The sequence below is a fragment of the Pseudazoarcus pumilus genome (assembly GCF_002872475.1).
GTDB lineage: Bacteria > Pseudomonadota > Gammaproteobacteria > Burkholderiales > Rhodocyclaceae > Pseudazoarcus > Pseudazoarcus pumilus.
On sequence record NZ_CP025682.1, the window covers coordinates 365,449 to 383,857 of the forward strand.

Here is an 18,409-nt window from a genome sequence, read left to right on the forward strand (position 1 = left end):
GGATACTGATTGACATGTCAGAGTGCGCGAATTCATGAGTATCGAACCGCCGCCCGATGCCTTCGACCGGGCTGGCCCGGCCGCGGCTCGCCGGCTTGGCCCGGTGCTGCGTCGCGTCGCGATCGCCGTGCTGGCGCTTTTCGTGGCGCTGGGTGTGCACTGGAGCCTGTTGCTGCGCGGTCACGCGGAGCAACAGGCCAACGCCGAGGCCAGGGTGCATCAACGCAGTGCCCAGCTCGCGCATGCGCTGGCGCTGCAGGTGGGCACACTGGTGACCGACATCGACTACATGGTGCGGACCCTCGCCGATACGCGCGCAGCAGGCAGCGAGCGCGAATTCCTGCGTACCCAGCGCCTCGTAGAGGCGGGCTTGCCGCTCGGTGCGCTGGTGCAGGTGGCGGTGGCCGACGCGCGCGGGCTCGTCGTCCATTCCAATCTGCGCGACGATGTCGGCGATCCGGTGTCGATCGGCGATCGCGCGCATTTCGTGTTCCATGCCGACGCGGGCGAGGACCGCCTGTTCATCAGCGAGCCGGTGCTCGGCCGTGTCTCAGGACGCTGGTCGGTGCAATTCACCCGCCGCATCGAGCGCGACGGCGTGTTCGATGGCGTGGTCGTACTGTCGATCGCGCCCGAATACCTGTCGAGTTCGTTCCGCGACATCTTCCCGGACCCGGGCGATACCGTACTGCTCGCACGCGAGGACGGGGTATATCTGGCGCGCTCGCATCGTTTTGACGAGATCGTCGGTGATCGAGCCGGCCTGACCCACGCGTTCATGCGCGCGCCCAATGCGCGCGAGGGGCTGTCGCGCGCGGCCAGCGTGGTCGACGGCACCGACCGCTTCTACGCCTTTCATCGTGTCGACGGCTATCCGCTGGTGGTCAGCGTCGGGCTTGATGCCAGCGCAGAGCTCGACACGGTGCGCGATGCCATCGCCGCGTCGCGCGTCGAGAACGCGGTGGCCACCGGCGTGGTGCTGCTCGCCGGGGTTTTGCTGGCGTGGATGTTCCTGCTGCGCGAGCGCAATAGCGCGGCGCTGGCCGACAGCCGCGAGCGCTTGGAACTCGCGCTGGCCGGCGGCGAGCTGGGCACCTGGGACTTGGACGTGCCCAGCGGCAACACGCGCTTCGACGAGCGCTGGGCCGCAATGCTGGGCTATCGCCTCGCCGAGCTCGAAGAGAGCGTCGCCACCTGGGAGAATCTCGTGCACCCGGACGACTGGCCGGCCGTCGACGCGGCGCTTGCGCGGCATCTGTCCGGCCGGGCGGCGCACTACGAGTCCGAACATCGCATGCGTCATCGCGACGGCCGCTGGATCTGGGTACTCGATCGCGGGCGCGTGGTCGAGCGCGCCGCCGACGGTTCCGCGATACGCATGACCGGCACGCATGCGGACATCACCTCGCGCAAGCTCGCCGAGGCGGCCATCGCCGAGTCGCGCGAGCGGCTCGAGAAGCTGGTCGCGGAGGTGCCCGGCGTGGTCTACCAGTTCCTGATGCGACCGGATGGCAGCACCTGTTTTCCGTATGCGAGTCCGGGCATACGCGCGGTATACGGCGTGGATGCGGCCCAGGCCGCCGCTTCGGCCGAGAAGGTGTTCGAGATCATCCATCCGGACGACTTCGAGCGCGTGACGGCGTCGATCCGCGAGTCGGCCGAGCGGCTTGCGCCCTGGCGTTGCGAGTATCGCGTGCGCGATGCCGACGGCAGTGTGCGCTGGCTGCTCGGACATTCCAACCCGCAGCGTCTGGCCAGCGGCGCGACGCTGTGGCATGGCTACATCTACGACGTCACCGAACAGCATCTGGCCGCGGCGGAACTGGAGGTCGGCCGTCAGCGCCTGATGACCCTGCTCGAGCGCTTCCCCGGCGGCGTGCTGATGGAGGACGCGCGCGACGTGGTGGTCATTGCCAACGACACCTTGTGCGAATTGTTCGGCCTGTCGCTGGTCGGGGCCGACCTGATCGGTCTGGGCCATGCCGAGCTGGTCGTGCGGCTCGGGCCCGAGCGCAGCGGCTGGCTGCACGAGCCGGAGAGCGCAGCGCGCGGCGAGCAGCGGCGCACGATCGAGATCGCGGCTGGCGCGGGGCATGCGCTCGAGGTCGACTGGGTGCCGATCTTGCGCGAAGGCGAGCGGCTGGGGCGCGTGTGGCTGGTGCGTGACATCAGCGAACGCAAGCAGCGCGAAGTCGCGCTCGAGAAGCTGGCCGCGACCGATACCCTGACGGGCCTGCCCAACCGGCGCAGCTTCCTGTCCCGCCTGAGCGAGGCGGCGCGCGACGCGCGGCACCGCGCCGGTGCTGCCGGTGTCGTGATGATGCTCGACATCGATCACTTCAAGCGCGTCAACGACACCTGGGGCCACGCGGTGGGCGACGAGGTGTTGCAGCACTTCGCCGAGGTGGTGCGCCAGAGTCTGCGTCGCGGCGACGCGGCCGGTCGCCTCGGCGGCGAGGAGTTCGCGGTGCTGCTGCCCGGCACCGGCGCCGAGGATGGCCGGGTGCTGGCCGAGCGCCTGCGCGAACGTATCGAGACGCAACCTGCGGTCACTTCCGTTGGGGAGATCGCGATTACCGTGAGCATCGGCGTGGCGGCGCTTGGCAAGCGTGCCGAGCAGGCGCTCGAACTTGCCGACGGCGCGCTCTACCGCGCCAAGTCGTCGGGACGCAATCGGGTGTGCGTGGCCGATGCGACAGCGGTCGCTCAGTAGATGCGCCCGCCCGTGTCGCGGTAACGCAGCAGCAGCGCGCGCGCCTCGTCGGCGAGGCAGTCGCGGCGCACTTCGATGCCGCGCTCGACGAGAGACGCGACCCAATCGGGAGGCTTGGCGCCTTCGTCGAAGCCGATCGCCTCGGCGTCCGCACCGTCGGCGCCACACACCAGGGTACGCACGCCGGAGAACGGAATCGCGCCCAGGCACATGGCGCACGGGGCACATGTGGACACCAGCGTGTGCGGCCCGCAGGTGGCCAGGTCGTGTGTTCCCAAACGCTGCTGCGCACGCAGCAGCGCCACCATTTCGGCGTGCAGGCAGGAGGCGTGCGCGGCGATTACGCGGTTGACCCCGATGGCGACCAGCCGGTTGCGGGCGTCGAGCACCAACGCGCCGAACGGTCCGCCGCCGTCGTCGATGTTGCGCGCGGCCGCGTCGATGGCGAATCGCATCGCGTCCTCGTCGCTGGCGAAGCCTTGCGGCGGCGCATCGAGCGCATCGAGCCACTCGGGGAGGGTCAGCGCGAACCGCATTGCTTCGTTCCCGCCCCGGTCAGAAACGACGCATCAGGCCGAGGTGCCAGCTGCGCACCTCCGGGCGGTCGCGCACCCGCTCGACCGGGCTGCCGTCGGCCAGCCGCGAGGTATAGCGCAGCGCGCCGTAGCGGATCTCGCGCAGGCCCAGGCGCGCCGACCACGCCTCGCCCAGGCGCAGGTTCACGCCGAGGCCGAGCAGCGCGCCGCCGCGCCAGCCGGCCTCGTCGTAGGTGCTGCTCGAGGGCGAGGACTTTCTCTCGCGCAGACGACCGTAGGACCAGCCGCCCTCGACGTAGAGCGAGAAGGCGTCGTTTACGTGCAGCGTCGGCTGGACGCTGATCGCGAAGGCATAGGGAATGTCGTAGCGGAAGCGGGCGGGCTCCTCGGGGATGGACAGCGCGAATTCGGTGTTGCTCGCGCCCGCGCGCCCTTCGACGGCGATCGAGAGGCGATCCGCGGCCTGCCAGCGATGACCGAGTACGAGGCTGCCGGCCTGGCCGCGCGCGCGATCGGTGTAGCTGTTGTCGGGCGGGCCTTCGAGCGTGAAGTAATGGGGTTCGAATGTGATACGCTCGTGCGCCCCCTCGAGACCCCAGTAGAAGCCGTCTGCCAAGGCCTGGCCGGCGAGCGGGAACGTCGCGGCCAGCGCCAGGAGGCATGCGCGGATGCGGATCATGTCGGTTTCCCCGTGATGCGGTGCCTCGCCGATGATAGGGGCGAGCGCCACGCGGTGTCCATCGCGCACCGCATCCGCGCCCGTGCGCAGGGCAGTCGTGGGCGCTGCGCTGCCCAGTGCGGGACGCGAGCGGACATCGGTCGATACCTGTGCTATCGAATCAAGCGATCACGAGAGTCCTTATCAAACGGGGTCTTTGCCTTTAACATCTGCGCGGAGCGATTTCTTCGCGCATGTTCCGGCCGAGGGTCGGAGTCAGTACGCGCGACGGGTGCGACCGACGACACGGTTCCGGTTCGCATCCGCTCGGCAGGCGGTCCGCGTTACGCCCCAGGTCGATGCCGTCGTCCGCAGGTCTTGCGGATGCGATGTCGCAACCGGGGCGCGAGACATCGCGCGCTGCCGTCGGGTCGGCGGAACGATTCCGCTGCCCGTTTCTTGGTTTTGAACCGTATATGGAGATAGACATGGCGAAAATTGGATTCATTGGTCTGGGCATCATGGGCGCGCCGATGGCGGGTCACCTGCAGGCGGGCGGTCACGAGCTGTTCGTGCACGACGTCAAGGAGCCGCCCGCAGACCTCGTCAGCGGCGGTGCCAAGGCCTGCGCCAGCGGCGCGGAAGTGGCCAAGAACGCCGACGTCATCATCACGATGGTGCCGGACACCCCGCACGTCGAGGCCGTGCTGTTCGGCGAAAATGGCGTCGCGGCCGGCCTGTCCAAGGGCAAGATCGTGGTCGACATGAGCTCGATCTCGCCGATCGCGACCAAGCAGTTCGCCAAGCGCATCAACGAGCTGGGCTGCGAATACGTCGATGCGCCGGTCTCCGGCGGTGAGGTGGGTGCCAAGGCCGCCTCGCTGACGATCATGGTCGGCGGTTCCGAGGCGACCTTCGAGAAGGTCAAGCCGCTGTTCGACCTGATGGGCAAGAACATCACCCTGGTCGGCGGCAACGGCGACGGTCAGACCACCAAGGTGGCCAACCAGATCATCGTCGCGCTCAACATCCAGGCGGTGTCCGAGGCGCTGCTGTTCGCCTCCAAGGCCGGTGCCGACCCCGCGAAGGTGCGTCAGGCGCTGATGGGTGGCTTCGCTTCGTCGAAGATCCTCGAAGTGCATGGCGAGCGCATGGTCAAGCGCACCTTCAACCCGGGTTTCCGCATCGAGCTGCACCAGAAGGACCTGAACCTTGCCCTGCAGGGTGCCAAGTCGCTGGGCGTGTCGCTGCCGAATACCGCGATGGCCCAGGAGCTGATGAACGCCTGCGCCGCCAACGGCATGTCGGGCCTGGATCACTCGGCGCTGTGCCGTGCGGTCGAGATGATGGCCAACCATCAGATCGCCGAAGGCTGATCTTCGCGATCCGCTCCGCGCGGGCGGATTGCGAAACAACGGGGTGCCGCCGCGTGCGGCGGGATTCCGGATGCCGGTCGCCAGCGTGCGACCGGCATCGGATTTTATGGAAGTGGAAGACCGGGCCGCAGGGTGCCGGTCGGGCCAATCCGGCGCGTTACGGATGCCGAGCGCAGCCGTAAGCGTACATCAGGGCGTAACGATCGCCGCGTAGCCTGTACGAGTAGCCACCGGATTTTGAGTAGTCATCGTTTCATTCAGGACAATAAAATGCGACGCGAACGTAATGCCCGCATCATCGCCACGCTCGGCCCCGCAAGCTCGAGCCCCGAAACCATTCTCGCGCTGTTCGAAGCCGGGGCGGACGTGTTCCGCTTCAACTTCAGCCACGGCACGCACGAGGACCACAAGGCGCGCTACGACATCGTGCGCGAGATCGAGCGCAAGGTCGGTCGTCCGATCGGCATCCTCGCCGACCTGCAGGGGCCGAAGCTGCGTATCGGTACCTTCGCTGCGGGGCGCATCGTGTTGCAGGCCGGCGCCGAGTTCACGCTCGAGCGCGACACCGCGCCGGGCGACGAGACCCGCGTGTGCCTGCCGCACCCGGAACTGTTCGAAGTGGTCGAGGCCGGCCAGTCGCTGCTGCTCGACGACGGCAAGCTGCGCCTGCAGGTGCTCGACAGCAATGGCACGCAGATCCGCACGCGCGTGGTCACCGGCGGTCCGCTGTCCGACCGCAAGGGCGTCAACGTGCCGGACGCGGTGCTGCCCATCCCGGTACTCACCGAGAAGGACCGCCGTGACCTGGACTTCGCGCTGTCGCTGGGCGTGGAATTCGTCGCGCTGTCCTTCGTGCAGCGCCCCGAGGATCTGCACGAGGCGCGCGACATCATCGGCGATCGTGCCTTGCTGATGACCAAGCTCGAGAAGCCGCAGGCGCTCGACCATCTGGACGAGATCGTGCGTCTGTCCGACTCGGTGATGGTCGCGCGTGGCGACCTCGGCGTGGAACTGCCGCCCGAGCGCGTGCCAAGCGCATCCAAGCGCATCCTGCGTGCCTGCCGCGAGCACGGCAAGCCGAGCATCGTTGCCACGCAGATGCTCGAGTCGATGATTTCGGCGCCGACGCCGACCCGCGCCGAGGCTTCGGACGTGGCCGGTGCGGTGTACGACGGCTCCGACGCGGTGATGCTGTCAGCCGAATCGGCCAGCGGCGCATTCCCGGTGCAGGCGGTGGCGATGATGGACCGCATCATCCGTGAGGTCGAAGGCGACCCGGCCTATCGCACGCTCATCGACGCGCAGCATCCGGAACCGCTGGCCTCGCCGGCCGACGCGATCTGCGCCGCGCTGCGCGGCGTGACCAAGATCGTCGGGGCGACCGCCACCGTGACCTACACCTCCTCGGGTACGACCTCGATGCGTGCCGCACGAGAGCGTCCGACCGCTCCCATCGTGAGCATTACGCCGCGGATCGACACGGCGCGTCGCATGGCCTTCGTGTGGGGCGTGCATGCCAAGGTGGTCGAGGACGTGCATTCGGTCACCGACATGGTCACCGTCGCGTGCAAGGTCGCCCACGAAGAGGGCTTCGCCCAGCCGGGTGACATGATCGCGATCACCGCGGGCATGCCCTTCGGCATGCCGGGCAGCACCAATTTGCTGCGCATCGCCACCGTCGAGGGCTGAGCGCCCGCGAGGTCAACGACGAAGGGGCCGCAAGGCCCCTTCTTTTATTCGGTCGCTTGCCGCGAGGATCAGATCTTTCCCTGATGCTTGAGGCGGCTGAGCGTCTCGGACGAAATGTTCAGGTAGGAGGCCAGTTCCTTCTTCGGGATGCGGTCGAACAGGTCGGGCTGCTTGCGCAGGAAGCGGTGCACGCGTCCCGGTGCGTCGAGCAGGTGCAGCGTGATGGTGTGGGCCATGATCTCGCTCATCAGGCGCATTACTTCATGCTCGAAGTTCTGCTTGAGTGCAGGCATCTCGTCGATGAAGGCGGCCCACTGCTGCATCGGCAGTTTGGCAACGCGCGCCTTGGTGACGCATACGATGCTGTACGGGGTGGGTGTGCCCAGCTGCCAGGCGGCGTAGCTGGTCTCCATGTTGCGCTCCTCCGTGAAGCGGAGGATCATTCGCTTTCCCTGCTGGTTCGTGACGACGCGCTTGAGCACGCCGTCAAGCACGAAATACTGTTCCATCTCGTGCACGCCCTGGTGCAGCAGGAAGTCGCCCTTCTGGCAATCCATCACGGCCAGATGTGGTTCCAGCGCGGCCATCTCGGCCTCGCCGAGTTCCTTCAGGATCTGGTTCTGCCTGAGCTGGACGCGGATGATGTTCTTATCCGGATGCTTCTCGACTGGAGACATAAAGTGGCCGGTGTTCCGTCGCCCATACGACTAAGGGCGTATTCTCCCGTTAAAGTTGACCGGGGTCAATGATCGTGGCAGGGGGCGGTGGCTATGATGCGCTCGCTTCATAGGTACGGGTATCTCCCTGACAACATTCGTCGGAGAACGCTGGCGTCCGGCGCCTCCCGCCGACACGTGAAGACGTGCAGGCGACCCGCGGGCAGACTTGCGCAGCCCCGAACGGCATGCAACAAGCGCCCGCCCAGCCAGCCACGCTGCTCAACCTTTATCGACATACCAACGCGAGAGCATTCACCATGAACACGACTACCGACACTCAATCCGAGGGTTTTCACATGCAATCCCAGGAAATGACCGACGGCTTCAACCTGCTGATCGATGCGCTCAAGGCCAACGACCTGAACACCATCTACGGTCTGGTCGGCATTCCGGTGACCGACCTTGCGCGTCTGGCGCAGGCCCGTGGCATGAAGTTCATCGGCTTCCGTCATGAAGCCAACGCCGTCAACGCCGCCGCCATCGCCGGCTACATGACGCAGAAGCCCGGTGTCGCGCTGACCGTGTCCGCGCCCGGCTTCCTCAACGGCCTGGTCGCGCTGGCCAACGCCACCGTCAACTGCTTCCCGATGATCATGATCTCCGGCTCGTCCGAGCGCGAGATCGTCGACCTGCAGCAGGGCGACTACGAAGAGCTCGACCAGCTCAACGCCGCCAAGCCGTACGTCAAGGCCGCCTACCGCATCAACCACGCCGAGGACATCGGCATCGCCGTCGCCCGCTCCATCCGCGCTGCCGTTTCCGGTCGTCCGGGCGGTGTGTACCTCGACGTGCCGGCCCAGCTGCTCGGCCAGACCATCGACGCCGTGCGCGGTGCCGAGTCCATCGTCAAGGTCGTCGATCCTGCTCCGGCCCACATTCCCTCGCCGGAGTCGATCCAGCGCGCCGTCGACGTGCTCAAGTCCGCCAAGAAGCCGATCATCATGCTCGGCAAGGGTGCCGCCTACGCGCAGGCCGAGAAGCAGATCAAGGAACTGGTCGAGAAGACCGGCATCCCGTACCTGGCCATGTCGATGGCCAAGGGCATCCTGCCCGACAGCCACCCGCAGTCGGCCATGGCCGCGCGTTCGCTGGCGCTCAAGGAAGCCGACGCCGTGCTGCTCATCGGTGCGCGCCTGAACTGGCTGCTGGCCCACGGCAAGGGCAAGACCTGGGGTGGCTCGCCGGATCGCGAATTCCCGGCCAAGAAGTTCATCCAGATCGACATCTCGGCAATGGAGATGGACAGCAACGTGCCCATCGACGCGCCCATCGTCGGCGACATCGTGAGCTCGGTCGAAGCCCTCAACGCCGCCATCGGCAAGGACTTCCCGAAGGTCTCCAAGGAGTGGGTCGGTACGCTGATGTCCAAGCGTGAGCAGAACGTCGCCAAGATGGCCGCGATGCTGTCCAAGGACACCACGCCGATGAACTTCCACAACGCGCTGGGTACTATCGGCAGCGTGATCAAGGGTCGCGACATCCACCTGGTCAACGAAGGTGCGAACGCGCTCGACTACGCCCGCGCCATCATCGACATGGAGAAGCCGCGCCGCCGCCTCGATACCGGTACCTGGGGTGTCATGGGTGTGGGCATGGGCTACGCCATCGGTGCAGCAGTCGAGTCCAATGGCCCGGTCGTTGCGATCGAGGGCGATTCGGCCTTCGGCTTCAGCGGCATGGAGCTCGAGACCATCGCCCGCTACAACCTGCCGATCGTGTCCATCATCATGAACAACAGCGGCGTGTATCGTGGTTGCGACCCCAACCTCAACCCGAACAACGCGAATGACGTTCCGGTCACGGCCTTCGTCAAGAACGCCCGTTACGAGAAGCTGATGGAGGCCTTCGGTGGTGACGGCTACTACGCCACCACCACGGCCGAGCTCAAGGATGCTCTTGAGAAGGCGCTGGCCTCCGGTCGTCCGACCGTGATCAACGCCATCATCGACGAGACGGCGGGTACCGAGAGTGGTCGTCTGACCAGCCTCAATCCGCAGTCGGCCGTCAAGAAGTAAGCTTTTTCGCTCGATACGAGCCGGACGATGAGGCATTGATCGTCACGGAGACCGGGCGGGCGGGGCAACCCGTCCGCCCGGTTCTTGGCATCCGGAGCGCCCGGCTTGACTTGGGGTGCCGCCTGCCAGTAGTATGTAAGGTTGAAATGGGCTCTCCCGCATCGCGGAGCCACTCCATTGACTCCCGAACGAAAAAGCTTGACGCCCTGTCGAGGCGCAGTCCCTGTGCCTCACGGGGGCTAAACGTAACCCGTAAAAAAAGGAAGATTTCTGACATGAGCAAGCCGCTTGAAGGAATTAAGATCATCGACTTTACCCACGTTCAGGCCGGTCCCGCGTGCACGCAGCTGCTCGCCTGGTTCGGTGCCGACGTGATCAAGGTCGAGCGCCCGGGTTCCGGTGACGTGACCCGCAACCAGCTGCGCCACGTCGAAGACGCCGACGCCCTGTACTTCACGATGCTGAACAGCAACAAGCGCTCCCTCGAACTCAACACCAAGACCCCCGAGGGCAAGGAGATTCTCGAGAAGCTGATCAAGGAATCGGACGTCATGGTCGAGAACTTCGGTCCGGGAGCGCTCGATCGCATGGGCTTCTCCTGGGAGCGCATCCAGGAACTGAACCCGAAGATGATCCTGGCTTCGGTCAAGGGCTTCAGCGAAGGTCACCGTTACTCGGACCTGAAGGTCTACGAGAACGTCGCGCAGTGCGCCGGCGGTGCCGCTTCGACCTCGGGTTTCTGGGACGGCCCGCCGACCGTGTCGGGCGCCGCGCTGGGTGACTCGAACACCGGCATGCACCTGGCCATCGGCATCCTTACCGCCCTGATGGCGCGTGACAAGACCGGCAAGGGCCAGAAGGTCGCGTGCTCGATGACCGATGCCGTGCTGAACCTGACCCGCGTGAAGCTGCGCGACCAGCAGCGTCTGGACGCACTGGGCTTCCTCGAGGAGTATCCGCAGTATCCGCACGGCGAGTTCTCCGACACCGTGCCGCGTGGCGGCAACGCCGGTGGCGGTGGCCAGCCGGGCTGGGTGCTCAAGTGCAAGGGCTGGGAAACCGACCCCAACGCCTACATCTACTTCACCATTCAGGACCACGCCTGGGCGCCGATCTGCAAGGCGCTGGGCAGGGAAGAGTGGATTGATGATCCGGCCTACAACACGCCGCGCGGCCGTCAGGACAAGATCTTTGACGTGTTCGCGACCATCGAGGACTGGCTCAAGGACAAGACCAAGTACGAGGCCGTCGACTACCTGCGCAAGTTCGACATCCCGTGCGCCCCGGTGCTGTCCATGAAGGAAATCTCCGAGGATCCGGACCTGCGTGCCAGCGGCACCATCGTCGAAGTCGAGCACAAGAAGCTGGGCAAGTACCTCACCGTCGGCAGCCCGATCAAGTTCTCGGACCTGAAGGTGGAGATCACCGGTTCGCCGCTGCTGGGCGAGCACACCGACGAGATCCTGAGCGAGCTGGGCTACACGCCGGAGCAGATCAAGCAAATGCGCGAGAAGAAGGTTACCGCCGCCTGAGCGAGCATTTCTCGATGAAAAACGGCACCTTCGGGTGCCGTTTTTTTGCTTGGGGCGATGCAGGCGATCGCGGGCCGCCGATGTTATAGTGAAAAACTTCGCGGCCGAGGGAGGTGCGAATGAGTCTTGACCTGGATTTTCGGCAGCTGGCGGACACCGCCGGCGATGCCATCGTGGTCAGCGACGTCGATGGTGTGATCACGTACTGGAACGCCGCTGCCACGCGCATCTTCGGCTTTGCCCAAGACGATGCGATCGGCGCGTCGCTCGACATCATCATCCCGGAGCGCCTCAGGGCGCGGCACTGGGAGGGTTACCACAAGACGATGGCCACGGGACAGACGCGCTACGGTACGGACGTGTTGCGTGTGCCGGCGCTGAACGCGAGCGGCGAAACCCTGTCGATTGCGTTCACGGTGTCACTGTTGTCCGACCGTGAAGGTCGTCCGCAAGCGATCGTGGCCATCATACGCGACGAAAGCGAACGATTCCGCGAAGAGCGTGCGTTGCGGGCACGTCTTGCCGACCTCGAGCGCAGCGCAGCGGATGCCGCCGCTTCGTGAGGCCCGCGGCCATTTTCGAAGTCGTTGACTCGCGTCAATTTTCCCGCGCGAATCGATGTGTCACAATTTGATCGTTTAGCTCGTCCGTGATCGGTTCGCCCGAGCCTATGCACGGTAAGACTTATTGCACAACGTCGAATCCTGTGTTGCGTTAGCTGATTAGGAACAGAACATGAACCAGAAAGTCATCCCGATTACGGTGCAAGGGCCCACCAAGCAGCGTCGGCGCATGGCGCCCAAGGGACGCCGCGTCGACCCCAAGGCCCTGACCGAAGTCCAGGCGCTGCTCGGTCACGAGTCGCGTCAGCGTGATCTGCTGATCGAGCACCTGCACAAGATCCAGGATCACTTCGGTTACCTGTCGTCCGCCCACATGGCGGCACTGGCGCAGGAGATGAAGCTCTCGCAGACTGAGGTCTACGAGGTCGCGACCTTCTACCACCACTTCGATGTGGTGCGCGAGGGCGAGGCGCATCCGGCGTCGCTGACCATCCGCGTGTGCGACGGGCTGTCGTGCGAGATGGCCGGTGCGCAGGATCTGCTCGACAAGCTGCCGGCCATCCTCGGCAAGGACGTGCGCGTCATCCACGCGCCCTGTGTGGGGCGCTGCGAGCAGGCGCCGGTGGCCGTCGTGCACCAGAATCCGGTGCCCAACGCCACCGTCGACAAGGTCGCCGCGCTGGTCGAGGAAAAGGAAATCTGGCATCACCCGGAGCAGTACATCGACTTCGAGGCCTACAAGGAGCGCGACGGCTACAAGCTGGTGCAGGAGTGCTACGGCGGTCTGCGCGATGTCGAGTCCGTGCTCAAGATCATGGAAGACTCGGGCCTGCGCGGTCTCGGTGGCGCGGGCTTCCCGGCCGGGCGCAAGTGGCGCATCGTCAAGGGCTTCGACGGCCCGCGCCTGATGGCGATCAACATCGACGAGGGCGAGCCCGGCACCTTCAAGGACCGCTACTACCTCGAGCGTGATCCGCACCGTTTCCTCGAGGGCGCGCTGATCGCGGCCTGGGCGGTCGGCATCGAGGAAATCTACATTTACCTGCGCGACGAGTACCATGGCTGCCGCGCCCTGCTCACGGCCGAGATCGAGAAGCTCGAAGCCGAGCCGCCGGTATCGAACATGCCCAAGATCCACCTGCGTCGCGGCGCGGGTGCCTACATCTGCGGCGAAGAGTCGGCGATGATCGAGTCGATCGAAGGCAAGCGCGGCATGCCGCGCCTGCGCCCGCCGTACGTCGCCCAGGTCGGCCTGTTCGGGCGTCCGACGCTCGAGCACAACATGGAAACCCTGCACTGGGTGCGCGACATCGTCGTCAAGGGTGCCGACTGGTTCGCCTCGCACGGCGCGCATGGCCGCAAGGGCCTGCGCTCGTACTCGGTCTCCGGTCGCGTGAAGAACCCCGGCGTGCATCTTGCGCCGGCCGGCACCACGCTGCGCGAACTGGTGGAGAACTACTGCGGCGGCATGCTCGACGGCCACAAGCTCTACGGCTACCTGCCGGGCGGCGCGTCCGGCGGCATCCTGCCCGAATCGCTGGCCGACGTGCCGCTGGACTTCGATACGCTGCAGGAATACGACTGCTTCATCGGTTCGGCCGCGGTCATCGTGCTCTCCGACAAGGACACCGCAGTCGATGCCGCGCGCAACATGATGCGCTTCTTCGAGGACGAGTCCTGCGGCCAGTGCACGCCGTGTCGTGTGGGCACCGCGAAGGCCGTGCAGCTGATCCAGAAGGACACCAAGTGGGACGTCGACGCGCTCGCCGACCTGTCGCAGGTGATGCGTGACGCGTCGATCTGCGGTCTGGGTCAGGCCGCGCCGAACCCGGTCGATTGCGTGATCAAGTATTTCCCGCAGGAACTGGCCTGAAGCGCCACGCTCCCGAACAGACGCTGAGGAACAGAGTATGAACGCGATTACCAAGAACGAAGTGGCCCAGTCGGAAGCGCCGATGGTCACCTTCACGCTCAACGGCCGTGAAGTCAGCGGCCGCGAGGACGAGACCATTCTCGACATCGCCAAGCGCGAGGGCATCCCCGTCCCGCACCTGTGCTACATGGACGGGCTCGAAGCGGTCGGCAACTGCCGCTCCTGCATGGTGGAAATCGAGGGCGAGCGTGTGCTCGCGCCCTCGTGCTGCCGTCACCCGTCGAACAACATGAAGGTCGTGACCGACAGCGAGCGTGCCGTCAAGTCGCAGAAGCTGGTGCTCGAGCTGCTGCAGTCGGACATGCCCGAGACCGAGTACACGCGACACAACGAGGTCGACTACTGGGCGGGCAAGCTCGAAGTGGGCAAGCCGCGCTTTGCGCCGCGCAGCCAGCCTGTACAGGACCTGTCGCACCCGGCCATCGCTGTGAACCTGGACGCCTGCATCCAGTGCACGCGCTGCCTGCGCGCCTGCCGCGACGAGCAGGTCAACGACGTCATCGGCCTGGCCTTCCGTGGCAATCACGCCAAGATCGTGTTCGACATGGACGACCCCATGGGCGCGTCCACCTGCGTGGCCTGTGGCGAGTGTGTACAGGCCTGCCCGACCGGCGCGCTGATGCCGGCGCGCGACGTTGCGCTGAGCGTGCCCGACAAGCAGGTCGAGTCGGTGTGCCCGTTCTGCGGCGTGGGCTGCCAGCTCACGTACAACGTCAAGGACAACAAGATCATGTACGTCGAGGGTCGCGACGGCCCGGCCAACGAGAAGCGCCTGTGCGTCAAGGGTCGCTACGGCTTCGACTACGTCCACCACCCGCAGCGCCTGACCAAGCCGCTGATCCGTCGCGAGGACGCCCCCAAGAGCGGGGACTTCCTGATGGATCCGGACAACGTCATGGAGATCTTCCGCGAGGCGAGCTGGGAAGAGGCGCTGGAGATGGCCGGCGGCGGTCTGCGCAAGATCCGCGACGAGCACGGCAAGAAGGCGCTCGCCGGTTTCGGTTCGGCCAAGGGCTCGAACGAAGAGGCCTACCTGTTCCAGAAGCTGGTGCGTACCGGTTTCGGCTGCAACAACGTCGACCACTGCACGCGCCTGTGTCACGCCTCGTCGGTTGTGGCCCTGCTCGAGGGCATTGGTTCGGGCGCGGTGTCCAACCCGGTGATGGACGTGGCCAAGGCCGAGGTCGTGATCCTGATCGGCGCCAACCCGATCGTGAACCACCCGGTCGCCGCGAGCTGGATCAAGAACGCCACCAAGGCCGGTACCAAGCTGATCGTGATGGACCCGCGCCGCACCGACATCGCGCGCTATGCGCATCGCGTGCTGCAGTTCAAGCCGGACATGGACGTGCCGCTGCTCAACGCGATGATGAACGTCATCGTCACCGAGGGCCTGGTCGACAAGGACTTCATCGCCAGCCGCACCAGCGGCTACGAGGAGATCGAGAAGAACGTCGCCGAGTACACGCCGGAGAAGATGGCGCCGATCTGCGGCATCGATGCCGAAACCATCCGCTACGTCGCGCGTCTGTACGCCACCTCCAAGGCTTCGATGATCCTGTGGGGCATGGGCATTTCGCAGCACGTGCATGGCACCGACAACGCCCGCTGCCTGATCGCGCTGTCGCTGATGACCGGCCAGATCGGCAAGCCCGGTTCCGGCCTGCACCCGCTGCGCGGCCAGAACAACGTGCAGGGTGCGTCCGACGCCGGCCTGATCCCGATGGTCTATCCGGACTACCAGAGCGTGGCCGACGCCGAGATCCGCTCCAAGTTCGCCAAGGCGTGGAACGTGCCGGAAGACTCGCTGGATCCGAATCCGGGACTGACCGTGGTCGAGATCATGCACGCCATCGACCGTGGCGAGATCCGCGGCATGTACGTGGAGGGCGAGAATCCGGCGATGTCGGACCCGGACGCCAACCATGCGCGCCACAGCCTGGCGTCGCTGGATCTGCTGGTGGTGCAGGACATCTTCCTGACCGAGACCGCGTATCTGGCCGACGTGATCCTGCCGGCCTCGGCCTTCCCCGAGAAGGACGGCACCTTCACCAATACCGACCGTCTGGTGCAGATGGGCCGTGCCGCCATCGACACCCCGGGTGAAGCGCGTCAGGATTTGTGGATCATCCAGGACATCGCCAACAAGCTCGGCTGCGGCTGGGATTACAAGCATGTCTCCGAGGTGTTCGACGAGATGCGCAAGACCATGCCGAGCATCGCCGGCATCACCTGGGACCGCCTCGAGCGCGAACACGCCGTCGTGTATCCGTGCGAGAAGGAAGGCGATCCGGGCGATCCGGTGGTCTTCGTCGACGACTTCCCGACCAAGACCGGGCGTGCGCGCTTCGTGCCGGCGGACATCATCCCGGCCGCCGAGCAGCCTGACGGCGAGTACCCGATGGTGCTGATCACCGGCCGTCAGCTGGAGCACTGGCACACGGGTTCGATGACGCGTCGCGCATCCATGCTCGATGCCCTCGAACCGGATCCCACCGCGCAGATCCACCCGCTGGACATGGCGGAAATGGGCATCGCGCCGGGCGACCTGGTCACGATCGAGTCGCGTCGCGGCAAGGTCGCGATGTGGGCGCGTGCCGACGAGGGCACGCCGCGCGGCGCCGTGTTCGTCGCCTTCGCCTACTACGAGGCGGCGATCAACACGCTGACCAATGCCGCACTCGACCCGGCGGCCAAGATCCCCGAGTTCAAGTACTGCGCGGTGCGCGTCACCCCGGGTGGCACGGAGCCGGTGCAGTCGAGCTACGGTGGCGGCAAGCTGCTCGAGACCGCGCTCAACTGATCGCGCTGTGCCGATCGACGGGGCCGGGGCAACCCGGCCCGTCGGGCAAGAAAAAGCCCGGACCACGGTCCGGGCTTTTTTTCGTGTGCGCCCAGCATGGGCGCACTCCTGCGGGTGCGAGTCCCGCCGTAAGTTGATCACAGCGAACGAAGTGAAGCGCAACTGCATGAGGGTGACCGAGTGTGGGGAGGAAGCGTGGAGCATAAGCTGCGAGCCGATGAACAAGAATCGGATAGAAGGCGCTGCCGAGCAGGGCGAGCGGGCATGAAACCGCGAAGCTCTCGTGATCAAGGCGAAGCGGCGTAGATCCGGCGGTTGTGCAGCGAAGGAGTGCGTTCTTACCTGGGGAGATCTCGCTTTGTGTCTGAAAGGGCGACGGCGCCGAGCCGGAGCGAGAAGTCAGCAGAGGCCGTAGTAGCTGCCGTGCTGGGGCGAAGGGCCGAACGAGTAGGAGGGCCGAAGGCCATGTCGCTCGAACGTGCAGTGCATCAGAAGCCCGGTCATGCGGGGCGCAACGCGGGAGGGCGGGGTGAAGCCGCGCTTGAGGCGATGCGTGATGAAGCACGGACGGCGCGGCATGCAACTGGAAGCCCGGGGCGAGAGGGCCTGCTTGCGCAGGTGCTCGCGAGCGCGAACATGGAGGCGGCGTGGAAGCGCGTCAAATCCAATCGCGGCAGTGCAGGGGTGGATGGTCGGTCGATTGCCGAGACGGCGGACTACCTGAGAGCGCACTGGCCCCGGATTCGGGAAACGTTACTGGACGGCAGCTACCGGCCCGCGCCGGTGCGCCGTGTCCAGATTCCGAAACCCGACGGGGGCGTGCGTGAATTGGGGATGCCGACGGTGACGGATCGGCTGATCCAGCAAGCCCTGCTGCAAGTCTTGCAGCGCAAGATTGATCCGACGTTCTCCGAACATAGCTATGGCTTTCGACCGGGACGCCGTGCGCATGACGCGGTGCTCGATGCACAGCGCTACGTGCAGGACGGCTACCGGGTGGTGGTCGATGTGGATCTGGAGAAATTCTTCGACCGGGTCAATCACGACATCCTGATGGAACGGTTATCGAGGCGCATCAACGACAAAGCCGTGCTACGGCTGATTCGTCGCTACCTCGTGGCCGGGATCATGGAGGGTGGAGTGGTCATGGAACGCTACGAGGGCACGCCGCAAGGCGGGCCATTGTCGCCGCTGCTGGCCAACGTGCTGCTCGACGAGGTGGATCGGGAGTTGGAACAGCGCGGTCACCGCTTCGTGCGTTACGCCGACGACTGCAACGTATATGTACGCAGCCGTCGTGCGGGCGAACGCGTGTTGGACGGGCTGCGCAAGCTCTACGACCGACTCCATCTGAAGGTCAATGAGGCCAAGACGGCCGTCGCGCCCGCATCTGGCCGGAAGTTTCTCGGTTATGCCTTCTGGTATGGCCGAGGCGGTCAGGTCAAATGCAAGGTGGCGGACAAGGCCAAAGAGACCTTCAAGCAACGCATCCGACAAATGACGCGTCGCTCGGGTGGGCGTAGCCTGCCGGAGATCGCCGAACAACTCCGGACTTACATGCCGGGCTGGAAGGCCTACTTCCAGCTCGCGCAGACGCCGCAAGTGCTCCGCGGACTCGACGAGTGGATTCGACACCGGCTGCGTGCCGTGCAGCTCAAGCACTGGCGCCGGAGTACGACGATGTATCGGGAGTTGAAAGCGCTGGGCGCTTCGGAGGCGGACGCTCGCAAGGTGGCCGCGAACAGTCGGTGCTGGTGGCGCAACAGCCGCATGGCGCTGAACCGGGCAATGCCTATCGCCTACTTCGACCGGATCGGAGTGCCCCGGCTCTCATGACCTCAACTGCTCGAACCGCCCGGTGCGGACCCGCAT

The 18,409-nt window shown here is 65.7% G+C and carries 12 protein-coding genes; 9 read left to right on the forward strand and 3 right to left on the reverse strand.

Annotation, left to right across the window (positions count from 1 at the left end; genetic code table 11):
- Positions 1 to 34 precede the first annotated feature (34 nt).
- Positions 35 to 2,713, forward strand: coding sequence for a diguanylate cyclase (locus C0099_RS01755; protein WP_123785206.1), 2,679 nt, complete (start codon positions 35 to 37; stop codon positions 2,711 to 2,713).
- Here C0099_RS01755 and C0099_RS01760 read toward each other — a convergent pair.
- Both C0099_RS01760 and C0099_RS01765 read right to left on the reverse strand, forming a co-directional pair.
- Positions 2,707 to 3,249, reverse strand: coding sequence for a nucleoside deaminase (locus tag C0099_RS01760; protein ID WP_102245847.1), 543 nt, complete (start codon positions 3,247 to 3,249; stop codon positions 2,707 to 2,709). The two genes, C0099_RS01755 and C0099_RS01760, sit on opposite strands and share 7 nt — an antisense overlap.
- A gap of 19 nt (positions 3,250 to 3,268) precedes the next feature.
- Positions 3,269 to 3,979, reverse strand: a complete 711-nt coding sequence (locus C0099_RS01765) for an outer membrane protein (protein WP_123785207.1) — start codon at positions 3,977 to 3,979, stop codon at positions 3,269 to 3,271.
- Positions 3,980 to 4,383: 404 nt separating this feature from the next.
- Here C0099_RS01765 and glxR point away from each other — a divergent pair, with 404 nt between their 5' ends.
- Positions 4,384 to 5,283, forward strand: coding sequence for a 2-hydroxy-3-oxopropionate reductase (glxR, locus tag C0099_RS01770; protein WP_265734826.1), 900 nt, complete (start codon positions 4,384 to 4,386; stop codon positions 5,281 to 5,283).
- Positions 5,284 to 5,553: 270 nt separating this feature from the next.
- Positions 5,554 to 6,972, forward strand: a complete 1,419-nt coding sequence (pyk, locus tag C0099_RS01775; RefSeq protein ID WP_102245850.1) for a pyruvate kinase — start codon at positions 5,554 to 5,556, stop codon at positions 6,970 to 6,972.
- Positions 6,973 to 7,040: 68 nt separating this feature from the next.
- Here the strand turns inward: pyk and C0099_RS01780 are convergent, their stop codons facing one another.
- Positions 7,041 to 7,649, reverse strand: a complete 609-nt coding sequence (locus C0099_RS01780; protein ID WP_102245851.1) for a Crp/Fnr family transcriptional regulator — start codon at positions 7,647 to 7,649, stop codon at positions 7,041 to 7,043.
- Positions 7,650 to 7,948: 299 nt separating this feature from the next.
- On the opposite strand from C0099_RS01780, the gene oxc reads away from it, so the two are divergent.
- The 6 genes from oxc to ltrA all read left to right on the forward strand — a co-directional run bounded on the left by oxc (position 7,949) and on the right by ltrA (position 18,373).
- Entirely contained in the window at positions 7,949 to 9,706 is a 1,758-nt protein-coding gene (gene oxc / locus C0099_RS01785; protein WP_102245852.1) for an oxalyl-CoA decarboxylase, read from the forward strand.
- 275 nt (positions 9,707 to 9,981) lie between these two features.
- Complete coding sequence (gene frc / locus C0099_RS01790; RefSeq protein ID WP_102245853.1) at positions 9,982 to 11,238, forward strand: formyl-CoA transferase; 1,257 nt, start codon at positions 9,982 to 9,984, stop codon at positions 11,236 to 11,238.
- 119 nt (positions 11,239 to 11,357) lie between these two features.
- Positions 11,358 to 11,801, forward strand: a complete 444-nt coding sequence (locus C0099_RS01795; RefSeq protein WP_102245854.1) for a PAS domain-containing protein — start codon at positions 11,358 to 11,360, stop codon at positions 11,799 to 11,801.
- A 172-nt stretch (positions 11,802 to 11,973) separates the two neighbouring features.
- Positions 11,974 to 13,674, forward strand: coding sequence for an NAD(P)H-dependent oxidoreductase subunit E (locus tag C0099_RS01800; protein WP_102245855.1), 1,701 nt, complete (start codon positions 11,974 to 11,976; stop codon positions 13,672 to 13,674).
- Between the two features lie 37 nt (positions 13,675 to 13,711).
- Entirely contained in the window at positions 13,712 to 16,537 is a 2,826-nt protein-coding gene (gene fdhF / locus C0099_RS01805) for a formate dehydrogenase subunit alpha (protein WP_102245856.1), read from the forward strand.
- 465 nt (positions 16,538 to 17,002) lie between these two features.
- Entirely contained in the window at positions 17,003 to 18,373 is a 1,371-nt protein-coding gene (gene ltrA / locus C0099_RS01815; RefSeq protein WP_102245857.1) for a group II intron reverse transcriptase/maturase, read from the forward strand.
- The last annotated feature ends 36 nt before the right edge of the window (positions 18,374 to 18,409 follow it).

Coding starts and splice junctions, on each gene's coding strand:
- C0099_RS01760 (WP_102245847.1), bottom strand. CDS start 3,249: ATGCGGTTCGCGCTGACCCTCCCCGAGTGGCTCGATGCGCTCGATGCG.
- C0099_RS01755 (WP_123785206.1), top strand. CDS start 35: ATGAGTATCGAACCGCCGCCCGATGCCTTCGACCGGGCTGGCCCGGCC.
- pyk (WP_102245850.1), top strand. CDS start 5,554: ATGCGACGCGAACGTAATGCCCGCATCATCGCCACGCTCGGCCCCGCA.
- glxR (WP_265734826.1), top strand. CDS start 4,384: ATGGAGATAGACATGGCGAAAATTGGATTCATTGGTCTGGGCATCATG.
- oxc (WP_102245852.1), top strand. CDS start 7,949: ATGAACACGACTACCGACACTCAATCCGAGGGTTTTCACATGCAATCC.
- fdhF (WP_102245856.1), top strand. CDS start 13,712: ATGAACGCGATTACCAAGAACGAAGTGGCCCAGTCGGAAGCGCCGATG.
- ltrA (WP_102245857.1), top strand. CDS start 17,003: ATGTCGCTCGAACGTGCAGTGCATCAGAAGCCCGGTCATGCGGGGCGC.
- frc (WP_102245853.1), top strand. CDS start 9,982: ATGAGCAAGCCGCTTGAAGGAATTAAGATCATCGACTTTACCCACGTT.
- C0099_RS01800 (WP_102245855.1), top strand. CDS start 11,974: ATGAACCAGAAAGTCATCCCGATTACGGTGCAAGGGCCCACCAAGCAG.
- C0099_RS01780 (WP_102245851.1), bottom strand. CDS start 7,649: ATGTCTCCAGTCGAGAAGCATCCGGATAAGAACATCATCCGCGTCCAG.
- C0099_RS01795 (WP_102245854.1), top strand. CDS start 11,358: ATGAGTCTTGACCTGGATTTTCGGCAGCTGGCGGACACCGCCGGCGAT.